The sequence below is a fragment of the Clostridium gelidum genome (assembly GCF_019977655.1).
GTDB classification, from domain to species: Bacteria; Bacillota; Clostridia; order Clostridiales; family Clostridiaceae; genus Clostridium; species Clostridium gelidum.
Genome location: NZ_AP024849.1, coordinates 5354965 through 5370648, shown reverse-complemented (window position 1 = coordinate 5370648; position 15684 = coordinate 5354965). Strand labels below are relative to the sequence as shown.

Annotated in this window: 17 protein-coding genes and 2 pseudogenes; 15 read left to right on the top strand and 4 right to left on the bottom strand. The window is 27.7% G+C overall.

Annotation, left to right across the window (positions count from 1 at the left end; all coding sequences use genetic code 11):
• Positions 1-8 precede the first annotated feature (8 nt).
• Complete coding sequence (locus psyc5s11_RS24720; protein ID WP_224035116.1) at positions 9-263, bottom strand: hypothetical protein; 255 nt, start codon at positions 261-263, stop codon at positions 9-11.
• Positions 264-488: 225 nt separating this feature from the next.
• Between psyc5s11_RS24720 and psyc5s11_RS24715 the strand changes: the two genes are divergently transcribed.
• From psyc5s11_RS24715 to psyc5s11_RS24690, 6 genes and pseudogenes are all read left to right on the top strand, one after another.
• Positions 489-1061, top strand: a complete 573-nt coding sequence (locus psyc5s11_RS24715; protein ID WP_224035115.1) for a GNAT family N-acetyltransferase — start codon at positions 489-491, stop codon at positions 1059-1061.
• 116 nt (positions 1062-1177) lie between these two features.
• Complete coding sequence (locus psyc5s11_RS24710; RefSeq protein ID WP_224035114.1) at positions 1178-1627, top strand: GNAT family N-acetyltransferase; 450 nt, start codon at positions 1178-1180, stop codon at positions 1625-1627.
• Between the two features lie 91 nt (positions 1628-1718).
• Positions 1719-3101: an MATE family efflux transporter gene (locus psyc5s11_RS24705; RefSeq protein WP_224035113.1), complete on the top strand. Its 1383-nt coding sequence runs from the start codon at positions 1719-1721 to the stop codon at positions 3099-3101.
• Between the two features lie 43 nt (positions 3102-3144).
• Positions 3145-3252: pseudogene (locus tag psyc5s11_RS24700) on the top strand (hypothetical protein); the annotation flags it as partial.
• A gap of 48 nt (positions 3253-3300) precedes the next feature.
• A complete protein-coding gene (gene fmt / locus psyc5s11_RS24695; RefSeq protein ID WP_224035111.1) occupies positions 3301-4254 on the top strand; it encodes a methionyl-tRNA formyltransferase in 954 nt (317 codons plus the stop codon).
• A 307-nt stretch (positions 4255-4561) separates the two neighbouring features.
• Complete coding sequence (locus psyc5s11_RS24690) at positions 4562-4747, top strand: hypothetical protein (protein ID WP_224035110.1); 186 nt, start codon at positions 4562-4564, stop codon at positions 4745-4747.
• A 204-nt stretch (positions 4748-4951) separates the two neighbouring features.
• Here psyc5s11_RS24690 and psyc5s11_RS24685 read toward each other — a convergent pair whose 3' ends face one another.
• From psyc5s11_RS24685 to psyc5s11_RS24675, 3 genes are all read right to left on the bottom strand, one after another.
• Positions 4952-5152 carry a YvrJ family protein gene (locus psyc5s11_RS24685; RefSeq protein ID WP_224035109.1) on the bottom strand — a complete coding sequence of 67 codons (201 nt, stop codon included), beginning with the start codon at positions 5150-5152 and terminating at the stop codon, positions 4952-4954.
• Positions 5153-5267: 115 nt separating this feature from the next.
• Positions 5268-5798 (bottom strand): hypothetical protein, encoded by a 531-nt coding sequence (locus tag psyc5s11_RS24680; protein ID WP_224035108.1) that lies wholly within the window; start codon positions 5796-5798, stop codon positions 5268-5270.
• Between the two features lie 404 nt (positions 5799-6202).
• Positions 6203-6796 carry a sigma-70 family RNA polymerase sigma factor gene (locus tag psyc5s11_RS24675; protein WP_224035107.1) on the bottom strand — a complete coding sequence of 198 codons (594 nt, stop codon included), beginning with the start codon at positions 6794-6796 and terminating at the stop codon, positions 6203-6205.
• A 490-nt stretch (positions 6797-7286) separates the two neighbouring features.
• Between psyc5s11_RS24675 and psyc5s11_RS24670 the strand changes: the two genes are divergently transcribed.
• From psyc5s11_RS24670 to psyc5s11_RS24630, 9 genes and pseudogenes are all read left to right on the top strand, one after another.
• Positions 7287-8183, top strand: a complete 897-nt coding sequence (locus psyc5s11_RS24670) for an N-acetylmuramoyl-L-alanine amidase (RefSeq protein ID WP_224035106.1) — start codon at positions 7287-7289, stop codon at positions 8181-8183.
• Between the two features lie 424 nt (positions 8184-8607).
• The gene (locus psyc5s11_RS24665; protein WP_224035105.1) at positions 8608-8784 is read left to right on the top strand and encodes a hypothetical protein; all 177 of its coding nucleotides are present in this window, start codon (positions 8608-8610) and stop codon (positions 8782-8784) included.
• 2 nt (positions 8785-8786) lie between these two features.
• On the top strand, positions 8787-9497 hold the full coding sequence (locus tag psyc5s11_RS24660; protein ID WP_224035104.1) for a Fic family protein: 711 nt from the start codon (positions 8787-8789) through the stop codon (positions 9495-9497).
• Positions 9498-9641: 144 nt separating this feature from the next.
• A complete protein-coding gene (locus psyc5s11_RS24655) occupies positions 9642-10217 on the top strand; it encodes a Uma2 family endonuclease (protein WP_224035103.1) in 576 nt (191 codons plus the stop codon).
• 56 nt (positions 10218-10273) lie between these two features.
• Positions 10274-10633: pseudogene (locus psyc5s11_RS24650) on the top strand (PD-(D/E)XK nuclease domain-containing protein); the annotation flags it as partial.
• A 418-nt stretch (positions 10634-11051) separates the two neighbouring features.
• A complete protein-coding gene (locus psyc5s11_RS24645) occupies positions 11052-11756 on the top strand; it encodes an ABC transporter ATP-binding protein (protein ID WP_224035101.1) in 705 nt (234 codons plus the stop codon).
• Entirely contained in the window at positions 11753-13360 is a 1608-nt protein-coding gene (locus tag psyc5s11_RS24640; protein WP_224035100.1) for a hypothetical protein, read from the top strand. Before psyc5s11_RS24645 ends, psyc5s11_RS24640 begins: the two co-directional genes overlap by 4 nt.
• Before the next feature lie 213 nt (positions 13361-13573).
• Complete coding sequence (locus tag psyc5s11_RS24635) at positions 13574-14257, top strand: response regulator transcription factor (RefSeq protein WP_224035099.1); 684 nt, start codon at positions 13574-13576, stop codon at positions 14255-14257.
• Positions 14258-14261: 4 nt separating this feature from the next.
• Positions 14262-15674: a sensor histidine kinase gene (locus tag psyc5s11_RS24630; RefSeq protein ID WP_224035098.1), complete on the top strand. Its 1413-nt coding sequence runs from the start codon at positions 14262-14264 to the stop codon at positions 15672-15674.
• Positions 15675-15684 lie beyond the last annotated feature (10 nt).

Genomic DNA, 15684 nt, shown 5'->3' with positions numbered 1-15684 from the left:
GAATTTTATTATTTGAAGTTATAAAAAAACTGGTCGCAAGCATGTTTAAATGATGTTGCTACCAATGAAATACGAGTACTTTGCTCATAAGTTATTTCATTTTTATTTTTTAGAAAATTATCTATGTTTCCAGATGGAGTTTTTGTGACCTTTTCAATACAACTAATTGAAAAATCATAATCTTTTTTTAAACTGATTAATAATTCAACTAATGGAATCATGTCTTGTTCATTGCACATATAAAAATCCTTAGAAGGCATCATAAAATCACTCCTTTGGAATATTATACACCATATTCTTTTTGCCTACAGCAACATAGCTATTTTTTAAAATTAAAGATTTAAAATGTGACTTTGTTAGAAAATAATGTTCATATGGTATATGAATAACTTGTAGATAAATACAATTATAATATAATATGTGTATGGAATGATACAGAATAGTAGATTATTGTAAAGAAAGAAGATTAATTTTAATTGGAGGATATAATGATAAGTTATAAAAGAATTGATTGTAATTACTTTGAAGAATACGATACAATTCCTATGCGAGTTTATGTAAAGAGTTATTATGTATTAGATAGAATTAATAACGGGCTTGGAGGTATTCTTTTAAAAGAAGTACCAGTTAAAAATTATGTACGAGATTTTTCAAAACATGCAAATGCAACAAAGTTTAGTGAAAAATTTGATATAACAAACTGGGCATTTTTTATGGCATTTGATGATGAAAAACCTATTGGTGCAGTAACAATTGTTTCAAAAACTGCTGATATACATATGCTTGATGGAAGAGATGATATGACTGTGTTATGGGATATACGTGTATCTGATACATATAAACACCAGGGTATAGGACAGAAATTGTTTGATTTAGCTGTAGATTGGTCAAGAAGCAATGGTTTTAAACAAATGAAAATCGAATGTCAAAATAATAATGTTCCCGCTTGTAAGTTTTATCACAAACAGGGAGCAATTTTAAGAACGATTGATGAATATGCTTATATTGATGATGTTGATAGCAGGTTTGAGGTACAATTTATTTGGTATCTTGATTTGTAGTAGATGTATATATTATATAAATTTAATTCACCATCTTCTTTTAAGATGCAACAGTAATTTAATGCGAATTTAACATACATGTACACTATTGATTCATGTGAAAGGAGGGTACAATTATGAGAATTACAGAGACACAACCTAATACACAAGATGCTATTGATTTAATGAAGAAACTATCTGAGAATTTAAAACTTATAACAGGTGATAGTGGAAAAAACTCTTTTAATTCTAATGATGTTTGTGTTCCACGTTCTTTATTTGTAGTAGCATATAATGAATATGGTGAGGCCATAGGCTGTGGAGCAATACGACCTATTAATCAAGATGTTGCTGAGGTTAAAAGAATGTTTGCTAAGACTAAAGCGATTGGCGTGGGAAGTGAAATTTTGCATCATTTAGAGAATCAAGCACAAAAATTAGGGTACTCCGCTATTTGGCTTGAAACCCGATTGATTAATAAAAGAGCAGTATCATTCTATGAAAAAAAAGGTTATCATCGTATTTCTAATTACGGCAAGTATGTAAATAAACCTGAAGCAGTTTGTTTTGAAAAAAACATAATTTAGATACACAATTTTTTTAATGCATAGCAATGGATTTATAATTAACAATCTATTATAAATATATAATTCAATATAACTTTTTGGAGGTAATAATATGACTGAACTTGAAAATTTTATTTTGGAAGGTAATATGAAAACATTACTCTTTAAGTTTTCGCTTCCTGCCGTATGTGTATTTTTAGCTAATGTATTATATAATGTTATTGATGCAATTTTTATAGGGAATCAGCCTAATGGTAGTTTAGGAATTGCAGCTTTAACTATAGTCTTTCCTATTCAACAAATAATACTGGCTCTTTCTCAAATGATTGGAGTTGGAATTGCTTCTATAACGTCAAGAAGTCTTGGAGCCGGAAATAAACTAAAAGCAGAAAAGGCTGTGGGTACTGCATTAACATCCTCTGTTCTATTAGGAATTTTAATTATGGTTATAGGACTGACTTTCATGAGACCTATATTGTATATTTTTGGTTCTGTTGAAACTATACTACCCTATGCTGTAACATTTTTTAGAATTACTTTATATTGCAGTATTTTCTTCGTTTTTAGTATTGTTTCCAATAGCATCATACAATCAGAAGGACATGCTAATATTGCTATGATAAGCATGATAATAGGACCTGTAATTAATATTCCGTTAGATTACATATTGGTTACAAGGCTTAAATATGGGATAAAAGGAGCTGCCATTGCTACAGACATTTCACAAACAATATGTTTCATATTCTTATTGGTATATATCTGTTTTAACAGCAAAATTTTTGGATCGAAAGTTAAAAATTTAACAATCAATATAAAGTTATTAAAGGAAGCGATTTCTTTAGGAGCATCTACTTTTATGACTCAACTAGCTTATGGAATTCTAGCCATAGTATTAAATAATTCATTAAGAATTTATGGAGGATCTGACTTATATATTTCTGCAATTGGTATATATAATCGTATATTCGGGTTTATTACCATTCCTATGTATGGGATTAGACAAGCTCTTCAGCCTATTATAGGATTTAATTATGGTGCTAAAAAATTCAATAGAGTAAAACAAAGCTTAAAGCTTGGAATTTTAACATCAGTTGTAATTTCATTAGGATTTTTAGTTATAATTATTGGTTTTACAAATAAAATAGTAGGGGTTTTTACATCTGATAATGAATTAATAGCATTGACTATTCCTATTTTAAGAGTACTGATACTTATGAGTCCTTTAGTAGGTGTTCAAGTAATTGCTGCAAGTTTTTTTCAGTATATTGGCAAACCTAAACCTGCATTATTTTTATCAATAATGAAACCATTTTTATTTATAATACCATTAATGTTAGTCATCCCAATATTTCTTAAAGTCACTGGTGTTTTTGTATCTGTTCCGTTATCTGATTTTTTAACTGCAATGATATCTTTAATTTTTATATATCATGAGATAAAAAAGGTGAATGAATTAAACGTAATTCAAGGAAAAAATAAAAATGCATGTGTTTAGGATAATTTTGAAGATAATAACATAAATTTGAAAATATAGTTATCATATGAGGGCTATTGCTCCCTTTGCTGGAGCAGCAGAAGACCCTGTTTGTGGTACTGGTAATGTATGTGTTGAATCCTATATCATTCACAATAAGTTGTGTAACTAATGAATAACTACAAAATATATTTTGTAGTATCAAAGGGAGGTATTAATAATGAAAATAGTTTTTATGGGAACTCCTGATTTTGCAGTTCCCTCATTGAAGAAAATGATAGAGAAATATAATGTAAGTGCGATTGTAACACAACCTGATAAACCAAGTGGAAGAGGGAAAAAGGTAGCAATTTCACCAATCAAAGAGGTCGGACTATCGAATCAAATTCCAATTTTTCAGCCCGAAAAAATAAGAACAGACTCTGTAATTATTGATAAATTAAAAGAAATAAAACCTGATTTTATTATTGTTGTAGCATATGGTCAAATCATAACTAAGGATATACTTGACATACCAAGACTCGGATGTATTAATCTACATGCATCTCTCCTCCCAATGTATAGGGGGTCATCACCAATAAATTGGAGTTTGATAAATGGGGAAATAACAACTGGAAATACAACTATACTAATGGATACTGGTATAGATACGGGTGATATCCTTATGAGAAGTGAGTTTGACATATCTGAATCTACGACAGCAGGAGAATTGTACCAATTATTAAAAATAAACGGTGCTGAACTGTTAGAGGAAACAATAAATGGAATTATCACAGGTGAAATTTGTGGGGTAAAACAACAGAGTGATGGAAGTTCTTATGTACAGATGTTAAACAAGCAAATGGCAAAGATTAATTGGAATGACAGTAGTATTAACATACATAATTTAATAAGAGGATTGAGTTCTTGGCCATATAAAAATATAAACTCATGGTCAACTGCTTTTACTTATTATAAAGATATTCCAGTTAAAATATTCAAATCCAAGTCATTAGAGGCAAATATTATTAAACCACCTGGTTATATCATAGATGCAAATAATGAAGGAATTACAGTTGCCACCAATAACGGTATTCTGATTATAGAAATATTACAGTTTCCAGGGGGGAAACCTCTTGAGGTAAAAGAATTTTTAAAAGGAAATAAAATAGAAAAAGGCATTGTATTATCATAATCATAATTGATTTATAGTCTATATAGGACTACAATATTATGATTATTGGTTCGTAATATTCTTTTTGCCTACAGCAACATAGTTATTTTTTAAAATTAAAGATTTAAAAAATAACTATGTCAGACAATAATGTTCATATAGTATATGAATAACTTGTAAACAAATACAATTATAATATAATATGTGTATGTGATTATACAGAATACTAATTTATGAAGTAGATACTAAATAACAAATTAAATAATGATAAATTTACAAGATATGATATAATTAATATATAAAGGCAAAGTTAGAGGAGATGATAGTAATGAAAAGAAAGCTTGATAGAACAGATTTATTATTTTATATCATCTATTTTTCATTAGCATGTTTATATATATTACTTGATATAAAAATATTGAATGTTCCTAAATCTATTGATGGATTGATTATACTTACATTTTCTATCTGTGCTTATATATATAGAAGTATTAGAAGAAAATCATTATGTTAGACACATGAAAATAAATAACAAGTCCAAAGTTGCCATGAATATTTTTCATCAGGCAAGGAGACAAATTGACTTGTTATTTTTTTAATTGTGCCTTAATAGATATGTAGTAATACACAATATTATTAACTTGTGTATTACCAAAGTCCCAAATATGAACAATATTAAAGGCAATAAACATTAAATTAAAAGTTTATTGCCTATTTCTCATGCTACTTTATGAGAATCATCATCAGATCCAGCTGCATTTATAACAACACCAAGCTTTGTTGATATTATGGTATTGAGTTTATTAATTGAACTTGATAAATTATTAATTTGTTTTTCTAAGCGAATAAGCAAATATGCAGCAACAGCTATAGCAAACCCATTGTTAACTATCAGGTTAATTAATTGGTTAACTTCCATAAATCATCACCTCCTATATTGGTTATATGTGCAAAAGTATATTATTTCATATTAAAGGATAAATAATTATTTAGGATCATTAAAAATATTCATGTATATATGTTGTAATTATAAATTATTGTGTACCACCTTCAATTAAAATGTAATTATGATAGTGGTCCAAAGCAATATCAACTATGCTACTAACACATACATTGATATCAGGATGTACGTTCTTTAGTTCATTTATTTTTCTTATTGTAGAATCTCTAAGGGTATAGGTTCTTTTTATAGTTGGAGTGGCACGATTGGGAAGTGGAGTTCTTCTATTATCAAATATATCTTTTGTAGAGGTAGAAATATTTTTTAATTGTCTTTGATCAGTGGTGTTAGTTTCAATATTAATATTGTCCTTAGTGATATTATTATCTGAAGTGAAAGTTTCATTGGTTGCTGCTCCAGTAGTAGTACTATTATTATTATGATCATTATCAGTAATTTTAGATGCTGGATTAAGTTCAAGGGTTTGAATTTCAGAAGCATTATTACAAGAAAAAGATGCAATAACATTTCCAACTATAGGAGCTTCATCAGTAAATCCATAAACTTGACCTTCATCATATTCAAAATCATTTATAGGTGGCTTTGAGTCTTTTTTTCGTCCCATATATTCTGTGTCCTCCTTGGCAAATTTTTTGAAGCTCTAAGTTTGAGAGTCTCTTAATAAGGATATATGTTAGTTTATTAAGAATTCTAAAGTTATAAAAAATTTAACAATTTAAGAACTTTAGAATTATAGAATTTTAAAACTTTAGAATTATAGAATTTTAGAATTTGCTTGTAAAATGCGGGTTAAGGAGTTATTAGGTTAGAAAAGTTAGTTATTTCTTTGTGATTTTTAGTTTTTTAATATATATCAATAATAGCAGTGAGAATTTTTGAGCTGCAAATAAATTTTGGAGTGTGTTGTTAGTAGTTTTAGTGTTGAGCAGACAGAATAAATGTAGAAAGATAATTAGGCACAATCAAAAAAAAATCCAAGAATAGTCTTGGATTTTTTTGAGAATATATTTAATTAGTATATTCATTTTGATTATAATGCAGATTGATATAATTAAAGATTTTCTTTAAGGTAACTTTCTTTTTAAGATTAGCAGTAGAGTAGCACAGGTTTTTATAATAAGCATAAGTTTGAACTGTATTGTTCTTATAAAAGATGAAATCAATAAGCTCCTTTTCCTCTTCAGTTAAATTATTAAGAGCTAATCTTAATTCTTGATAATCGCATTCCTCACATAATAAATCTTCTAAGCTAATATCCATATCTGGCAGATCTTTTTCAACATCATCATGTAAACTTAAAGCATCGTTTCCTTCAGTAAGACTTCTGATTTTAATTCTTTTGATTAAATCATTTATATTATTTCTTATTGAATTACTAGCATAAGCAACGAATCTATGTTTTTCTAAATTATATAAGGAAACACAGTTAAATAGAGTTTTGTAACATTCATTTTGAATATCATGTATTGCATATCCATGAATGAAGGTTCTTTTAGAAATATTAAAGATTAAAGGCCTAAACTCCTCGGCTAATTTTTCTTTTGATAGTGTATCACCATTTTTGCAGTTGGTAACTAATTCCTCAATGTATATAAAATTCATAAGACCTCCTTTGTTGATTTGAAATTATTAGTTTTTATATAGAGGTAATTATAAAAATAATCCCTATATATAGTATATATGGTAAAAATTCATATATCTTATATAGGGTGAAAAAAATTCTTAATTGCAGGATAGCTGTGTTTTTGGAGGTGGGAAGTTCTTGATTGTGCTGGCGCACCTTTTTTAAAGGTGTATATCTTATATGGAAGGAGAAATTAAATTAGTTTTAAGTTGGATGTGGAATTTTTTTTGAAGTTCTTGGTTGCAGCATAGCTGCTTTTTAAAAAGGTGAGAAGATCTTGATTGTGCTAGCGCACCTTTTTTAAAGGTGTATATCTTATATGCAAGTAGAAATTAATTGAGTTTTAAATTGGATGTGGGATTTTTTTATTGGAAGATCTTATATGAGAAATTAAGAAATGCTCACAGAGAAAGTTCAGTGAGCCAAATATAAAATTTGGAACTTCACTTTTGAAGGAGGGTGTAAAAAATGAGTGATTTTATAATAGCAATTGGGCATACTGCTAGTGGGAATATTGGGTGTGGTGTAATTGCAAGACTTGATGAAAGTAATTGCACGCGAGCAATTGGATCTTTGGTTATAGCTTATTTACAGGAAAAAGGACATACGGTTAATTTACTTAGGGTAGATGAAAGCAATAATTATAACTTTGAGGATTGTTATGTAAGAGCAAATGAAGCTAATGATATAGCAAAATATTCAGATGTTGAATTATATGTGGAGATTCATATTAATGCAGGGGGAGGTACTGGCCCTGAGGTTTGCGTTTCTGGAAAGTCAGAGATAGCTAATCAATATGCAGTTAAGGTAAGCAAGGGCTTGGCTAATGCTTTGAATTTAACTAATAGAGGAGTGAAGACAAGGAATCTTATTGTTCTCAATAGAACTGTTATGCCTGCAATTTTAGTTGAATGTTTATTTGCAGATAGTGATGATGCTGATATTTATAATCAAGAGGTAATTGCAAGAGCTATTGTTAATGGGTTGGTTGGTGTTAAAAGTTTAGGGAATAATGCTTGGAAATTGGGTTGGAATAGGAATGATGTTGGATGGTGGTTTTGCACCGATATTAAAAATAAATATTATTATACAGCGGATAATGGTTGGAAAGAGATTGAGTGGGATTGGTATATATTTGATAGTAGGGGATATGCTTTGCAAGACGCCTGGTATTATGATGAAAGTGATAAGTTTTGGTATTACTTAGATGGAAGTTGCAAGATGGTAAGGGGAAGCACTGATAAGCCTTTGTGGGTTTGGATTGACGATGCTTGCTATTGCTTTAATGAGCATGGGAGGATGTATTGTGATTGTGTTACTGCTGATGGGTGGAAGGTTGATGATAGTGGAATTTGGGTAAAGTAATAAAGATATTATAATATTAATATAGCTGAATTGAAAGAGCATAAAACATAGGTAATTTGATATTTGTGGGGGAGATGTATGGAGATACTTATATGAAAAATGCAATGCAGTTTAAAGCTTATATAAAGTGAAACTTTTAAGGTGTAGTGTTATACTACAGCTTGATTTGGTATTTAATTAGTAATATATGGACTAATGTATTTTAGATAAATAGTATATTGGATATAATAGATATGAACAAATAAAATAATTTTGTGGATAAGTACAATAAAATAAAGATAATAATGTGAACAAAATTAACATTATTAATGCTAAAATAAAAACATAGTTATTTATAAAGTAAATTATAGATTTTAGGACTAATAAAATATAAATATAAGAAGCAGATGGTGTTGGGAGAGAAACTAAATATCTGCTTTCTAGTATGTTTGATTTTGAAAATTCAGATGATATACAAGATGGAAGCACTAGGATTATAAACGATGTAAGGCTCAATGAAGATGAAATTAAAATAGTAAGTTATATAAAACAAAATGTTTCTATAACTAATGCTATGAGCAGAGAAGAATTTGGATTAACAAAACAGAAAGGGGGAGTGTAAGAATGCAATATGTAGATTATAAAAAATTTCTTCAAGTACTACAAGAAACTAAAGGAATTCATAATTCACTAAATGAAATACTAAAATATGATTTTATATATCATTCAAATAAAATAGAAGGAAGTACGTTTACAACAGAAGCTCTGCAACTTTTATTTGAAAAGAATATAGTTAAGGGAACTCATAAACTAGATGATGTTCAAGAAACAGTAAATTCATTTTATACATTTGATATGGTAATTGATACTTTAGATAAAAAGCTGACTTTAGACATGATAAAAGAATGGCATGGTAGTCTAATGTATAGAACTAGTTTATATGATATGGGGCTTGCTGGAATATTTAAAAAATATCAAAACAAAACACTTGGAGCTGATTTTGAAACAGCAAGTCCTTTAGAAGTTGAAGATAAGTTAAATATTTTAATCAATAATTTTAATTCACTGGAAAAAGTAACAATTGACGATATAGCAAGATTTCATTTAGAATTTGAAGTTATTCATCCGTTTCAACATGGCAATGGTAGAATAGGACGATTCATATATTTAAAGCAGTTATTAGATAATAGACTAGAACTAAAGTATATGAATGGTGAATCAGCTGACAAATATAAGAGTGCATTAGGTGCGGCTTCAAAAGATGATATAAAACCATTAATTCAGTATATAGAAGATCAAAAAGATTTTATAGTAGAAAATAAAAATATGTTTTAATAAAAAGTTCACCTAAAATTCAGCTAGGGATCAAACCCTACCTGAATTAAGTTTCACTTGATGAAAACCTCTAAAAAGCTACAGTAAAACATCATAATAAGATATAATATAGAATATAGAGTATTTTTGATGGGAGTGGATGAGATGGAGAACAATTTAATTAAAGAAGAATGGATTAATGGTATTGTGATGATGTCACCTAGGCCACAGTATAACCATATGCAAATTGAAGGTAAAATTTATATGCAGTTAGAGAAGTATTTTAATGGTAAATGTAAAGTTGCTATAGAGAGTTCTTTATTTCTGACAAGAGATAATCCATCAGAATTAAAGAAAGATTTTGCAAGGTTAAAAGAATTGATAAGTGCAAAAAAAGCTGAAATTATTCCAGACATAGCTGTATATTGTGATAAAGAGCAGATATTTAAGAGAGGACTTTTAGGTATACCTCAGTTAATTGTGGAGATATTAAGTCCTAGTAACTCCACGGATGATACGGAAATTAAAAAAGAAACATATCAAAAATATGGAGTACCTGAATACTGGATAGCAGATCCAATGACTAAAAAAGTTTTTGTATATGGTTTAGAAAATGAACACTATGAATTAAAAGGTGAATATAAATTCCTAGAGGAAGAAATAAAGTCTAGTAGGTTTTCTGACTTAGTAGTGGACATAAAAGATATTGAATTATTTGAAGATGATGATGATGATATTTAACGCAGCGCAGTAGTTAATTCTACTGCTTTTTTTAATGTATAGTAAACAGCTTGCGGAACTGGCTTTTGAGAAAAACTATAAGTTTTAATGATGCATACGAGAACTTTTATCATGGATTTGTTGTTGGAGTATTGTCAGGTATTGATGGATATATAGTAAAATCAAACCGAGAAGCAGGAGACGGCAGAAGTGATATTTATATACGCCCCCTTTCGATATTTCAGCGTGCAGTAATTATAGAAATAAAGGTATGTGACAAACCAAAAGAGTTATTTACTAAATGCGATAAAGCCCTTGAGCAGATAGAAAAAATGAAGTATGAAGAAGAGCTGAATGAAGAAGGCTATGAAGATATAATAAAATATGGGATGGCTTTTTATAGGAAAGACTGTTTGATAAAAGTTAAAGATGTATAGTTGACTATATAGATGAATTAACAAAAAGTGTGGATTATGATAAGGCAGCTGATAAATCAGAAGTCAATAAATTAAAACATATGATAACTTTAACAAGGAAATTGCCAGAATTTATTGATGAGACAAAAGAAAAATATGAGTAATATAAAGTAGTGTATACTTTACTAAACAGAATAGTATTAATAAAGATTATTAAAATCAGCCTAAAGTAGAATTAAATTTTAAAGATTATCTACTTTAGGATTTTTATATTTATAGAACTTTTGAATGGTAATTGAAATTAAGATTAACAATAACTAGATTTAAGATTGAATTAAGGATGCAGGGAATATTTTTCTGTATAATATTATATGAGATAAGATGGATTTATAAAATGAAATAAAAATATTTCATTGATACAAATACGGGGGGAAATAATATGCAACTAGAATTAAAAGGCATTAAGAAATCTTTTGAAAGTAAACATGTACTAAAAGATATGAATTTTACTTTTGAAAAAGGAAAAATATATGGACTCCTAGGGAGAAATGGAGCAGGAAAAACTACTCTTTTTAATTGTTTAAGTGGTGAAGTTATTCAAGATGAAGGAAGTGCTATTTTACATAGTGATGGGATGGAAATGGATCTAGATAATGATGATATAGGTTATGTTTTCTCAACTCCAATTCTTCCAGAATTTCTTACAGGATATGAGTTCGTAAAGTTTTTTATAGACATAAACAAAAATACTATTATTGAATTAAAAACTGTTGATGATTATTTTGATATGATGAAAATTGAACAGGATGATAGGCATAGATTAATAAAGGGATATTCACATGGTATGAAAAATAAACTTCAAATGTTATGTTTCATAATAGCAAGACCGCCTGTAATATTACTTGATGAACCTCTTACTTCTTTAGATGTTGTTGTGGCATTAGAAATTAAAAAAATATTAAAAGAAATAAAGCATGACCACATAATTATATTTTCCACTCATATTTTACAGCTTGCTACAGATTTATGTGATGAAATTGTAGTGCTTAGTGATGGTAAACTAGAACAAATTGATCATGAAATGTTAAAAAGCAGTAAGTTTGAAGAAAAAGTAATAGAACTTTTAAAGGATGATGAAAAATGATTGAAACTTTAAAAAATATTTATAAGATTAATATGTCAAATAGAATTAATTTCTTAATTTACTATTTTAAATACATACCATTAATAGGAAGGCTATTGAAGGATACAGTATATAAAGAATTAAAAATTAAAAAGATTATTTCTATATTTGTGTTAATAAGTAAGGGTGTTAATGGATTTATAGAATCAATTGTATATGTTGTAATTGCAATAGGTTTACCTATATTCTTTCTATATAAAGATTATAGTAGAGAAAATAAATATTCTGTGTTTGTATATTTACTATTTGTACTTAGTTTTATGATTGGAGCATTTGCAATTTCTAAAGTATTAGATTCTAGTAAAGAAAAATTTATTTGTGTCAAGTTAATGAAGATGAGAGCAAAAGATTATGGCATTTCAATTGTATTTGGAGCAAATATATGGGGGTTTATATGTTTGTTACCTACATTAATTATTGCAAGTAAGGTTTTAGGTGGAACAATTTTTCAAGGAATTGCTTTAGCATTTTTGATTACTATGTTTAGATTTATAGGTGAAGCATTTCATTTATTTGTTTTTGAAAAGAAGAATATAATATTATGCAAAAAATATATTTTTGTAATAATTTATTGTGTCTTAATGTTGTCAGTAGCATATGTACCAGTTGTTTTTCATGTAATATTGCCAATAGATAAATACTTGTTAAATCCTGTCGTTATGTTAATTATACTTATAAGTGGAATTGCTAGTATTTCATATATTTTAAATTATAAATTATATTATAAGGCATTTAATAGCGCTAATAGGTTAACTGAATTATTTGTAGATGAATATAAATTAAATGAGATAAAATTTGAAGATGTAAAGATAGATGAAAAAGAGTTTGAAAAGTCAGAATTAAATTCTAAATTATTTAATAATAAAGAAGGATATGAATACTTAAATGCAATTTTTTTTAAGAGACATAAGAAACTTTTGTACAAGCCTATGTTTATAGAACTTATTATAATTGTAATACTCTTTGCTATAAGTTTTATAGCGCAAATTATAGTCCCTAGTTTTATGCATAAATTTTTTGAAGGAATTTATAATATATTTCCAGGACTTGTATTTATAATGTATATGCTTTCTAATTCTAAGAGAATAACGAAAGCAATGTTTTATAATTGCGATATAAGTCTTCTTAGATATGGCTTTTATCGTGATAAAAGAGTAATTCTTCAAAATTTTAAAATAAGACTATTTAAAGTTGCCTTTATTAATTTAATTCCAGCATTGGTATTATCAACTTCACTTACTATTCTTGTAATTATGAGCGGGGCAGAAACCTTTATAAGAATGATACCAATGGTATTTATGATTTTGATTTTATCATTGTTTTTTTCTGTACATGATTTATTTTTGTATTACATATTGCAGCCATATACAACAGAACTAAAAATGAAAAGTCCATATTTTAGTATAATTAATGGAGTTACATATTGGGGTTGTTATTTATGCTTAAAGATTAAAACACCTCCAACATATTTTGTTTGGATGGTACTTGCAATTACTATTGCATACATAATTATAGCGCTTTATTCAGTTTATAGATTTTCGCCAAAGACTTTTAAGGTTAAATAATAATTTGGATGATAAGGCAAATATAAAAATAAAAGCATGTTCAGTATTAAAATTGCACTTATGTAACAATTTTAGTTAGGACATGTTTTTGTTTTTTAGAATTATGGATTGATTTACTATTTTCTTTTATATATCTAAGTTTTACATAAAGAAACATTTATGTAACAAATAAATGTTAGAATGGTAATATAATCTAAAATATGAGGTGAGGATATGGGAAATAGAATTTTAGTCGTAGAGGATGATAATAGTATAAGAGAAATGCTTACATTTGCTCTTGAAACAGAAGGATTTACAGTGGATAACAGTAAAAATGGAATAGAGGCTTTAAATAAAAATAATGAATTTAAACCAGATTTAGTTCTTTTAGATTTGATGTTGCCTGATATAAATGGATTTGAGGTATGCAAAAAAATACAGCAAGAAAGGGATATTCCAGTAATTATGGTTACTGCTAAAGACGATATTGTGGACAAGGTATTGGGATTAGAAATAGGAGCTGATGATTATATTACTAAACCTTTTCATATAAAAGAAGTAATAGCACGAGTTAATAAATCATTGCAGAGAATAGATAAAGCTACAAAATTAGAAAAAGAAAGTAACTTAATAGAAATAGGAAAAGAGACATATATAGATGAAGATGGCAGAGTTGTGATTAAGAAGGGAATAGAAATAAGTTTAAGACCTAAGGAATATGAAGTGCTTCATCTATTAGCAACTAATAAAGGAAAGGTATTTTCAAGGGAACAGCTTTTGAATAAAATATGGAGCTATGATTATTTTGGAGAATTAAGAACTGTAGATGTACATATTAGAAGGCTAAGAGCTAAGATTGAGGATAATGAAAATAAATACATTGAAACAGTATTTGGTGTGGGATATAAGTTGAGGTAGCTATATGAAAAATAGAAAGTTAAGAACAAAAATAACTATAAGAGTTGGGATTTTACTGATTTTAGGGGGTGTCATTTTAAATATAGTTGTAAAAAATATTATAGATTATAGTAGCAATAGTACTATAAAGAACGATATGATCATGCAACAAAATAACTCTACAGAATTTATTAATCAGTATTTTATGATAAATGGTAAAAATCTAGATAAGCAAAATTTAATAAGTAATTCTCCTAACATAGCAATGAAATTATCCGAATATAGTAATTCCACTATAGGTATTTATGATGTTAATGGGGAACTGCAATATCAAAGTGTGAAAGGTGAAGTAAACAAAAGCATAAATGCACATATAGCTCAAGCAAAGAATAATAAAGCATACATATATTTTACCCAGGAAAATAATGAGTATAAAGGATATTTTGCATATCCTCTTTATTCTAAAGAAGAATTGGTTGGAATAGTTGAAATTATTAGAGATTATAATGAGATAGTTAAAAATAACAGTAATATATATATTCTTTTTACAGGAGTAGAGAGCTTTTTCTTTTTAATAATATTAATTTTAACTAACCTTATAATGAGAAAATCAACACGACCTATCGAGAATTTATTAAAAGGGGTTAGGGAAATTTCAAAAGGCAACTATGGATATGAGGTATTAGAGTATACAAATAAAGATGAAATTAGTGATTTAGCTTATGAATATAATAAAATGAGGAAAAAGATAAAAAAGCAGATAGAAGTAACTCATAACTTAGAGAAAAGTAGAAGAGATTTTTTTTGTAATATTACTCATGAATTAAAAACACCTTTGACCTCAATATCTGGATATGCAGAACTTTTACAAACAAATTATAGCAATGAAAAATTTAGAAAACAGGCAATAAATTCTATTGAAAAGGAAAGCAACAAATTAAATAATATGATTTCTAGTATATTGGAGGTTTCAAGAGGACAAATCTTAAGCAAAGAAAAAAGTGAGTTTAATATTGGGATAATGTTAAATAAAGTTTCAGAAGAAATGAAAATTAGAAATAACAATAGTATAAAAGTTAAATTGAATGTTGAGGAATGTAATATTACTGGCATATATGATGAAATAAAAAGTTTGTTACTAAATTTGCTTGAAAATGCTTATAAGTATTCAATAGACTACGGAGATATAGAAATTGCAGGAAATAAAAAGGATGATTATTATAACATAGCAATCTCAAATAAAAGCTGTAATTTAAGTGCAGGCTTTGAGGAAAAGGCTTTTGAACCATTTATAAGAGGGGAAAATGCTACTGAATTAGAGGGGAATGGTTTAGGATTATATATATCTAAGTTAATTGTAGAAGAACATAATGGAGAGATAACAATAGAGATTGTAGAAAATGTTGTAAAAGTTAATGTAAAGTTAATATGTTTGTAACGATTTTTAT

What these genes read in the sequence shown, in the direction of transcription:
- psyc5s11_RS24705 (WP_224035113.1), top strand. Translation starts at nt 1,719, where the DNA reads ATGACTGAACTTGAAAATTTTATTTTGGAAGGTAATATGAAAACATTA.
- psyc5s11_RS24690 (WP_224035110.1), top strand. Translation starts at nt 4,562, where the DNA reads ATGAAAAGAAAGCTTGATAGAACAGATTTATTATTTTATATCATCTAT.
- psyc5s11_RS24710 (WP_224035114.1), top strand. Translation starts at nt 1,178, where the DNA reads ATGAGAATTACAGAGACACAACCTAATACACAAGATGCTATTGATTTA.
- psyc5s11_RS24630 (WP_224035098.1), top strand. Translation starts at nt 14,262, where the DNA reads ATGAAAAATAGAAAGTTAAGAACAAAAATAACTATAAGAGTTGGGATT.
- psyc5s11_RS24665 (WP_224035105.1), top strand. Translation starts at nt 8,608, where the DNA reads ATGTTTGATTTTGAAAATTCAGATGATATACAAGATGGAAGCACTAGG.
- psyc5s11_RS24660 (WP_224035104.1), top strand. Translation starts at nt 8,787, where the DNA reads ATGCAATATGTAGATTATAAAAAATTTCTTCAAGTACTACAAGAAACT.
- psyc5s11_RS24640 (WP_224035100.1), top strand. Translation starts at nt 11,753, where the DNA reads ATGATTGAAACTTTAAAAAATATTTATAAGATTAATATGTCAAATAGA.
- psyc5s11_RS24715 (WP_224035115.1), top strand. Translation starts at nt 489, where the DNA reads ATGATAAGTTATAAAAGAATTGATTGTAATTACTTTGAAGAATACGAT.
- psyc5s11_RS24670 (WP_224035106.1), top strand. Translation starts at nt 7,287, where the DNA reads ATGAGTGATTTTATAATAGCAATTGGGCATACTGCTAGTGGGAATATT.
- psyc5s11_RS24645 (WP_224035101.1), top strand. Translation starts at nt 11,052, where the DNA reads ATGCAACTAGAATTAAAAGGCATTAAGAAATCTTTTGAAAGTAAACAT.
- fmt (WP_224035111.1), top strand. Translation starts at nt 3,301, where the DNA reads ATGAAAATAGTTTTTATGGGAACTCCTGATTTTGCAGTTCCCTCATTG.
- psyc5s11_RS24720 (WP_224035116.1), bottom strand. Translation starts at nt 263, where the DNA reads ATGATGCCTTCTAAGGATTTTTATATGTGCAATGAACAAGACATGATT.
- psyc5s11_RS24675 (WP_224035107.1), bottom strand. Translation starts at nt 6,796, where the DNA reads ATGAATTTTATATACATTGAGGAATTAGTTACCAACTGCAAAAATGGT.
- psyc5s11_RS24685 (WP_224035109.1), bottom strand. Translation starts at nt 5,152, where the DNA reads ATGGAAGTTAACCAATTAATTAACCTGATAGTTAACAATGGGTTTGCT.
- psyc5s11_RS24635 (WP_224035099.1), top strand. Translation starts at nt 13,574, where the DNA reads ATGGGAAATAGAATTTTAGTCGTAGAGGATGATAATAGTATAAGAGAA.
- psyc5s11_RS24655 (WP_224035103.1), top strand. Translation starts at nt 9,642, where the DNA reads ATGGAGAACAATTTAATTAAAGAAGAATGGATTAATGGTATTGTGATG.
- psyc5s11_RS24680 (WP_224035108.1), bottom strand. Translation starts at nt 5,798, where the DNA reads ATGGGACGAAAAAAAGACTCAAAGCCACCTATAAATGATTTTGAATAT.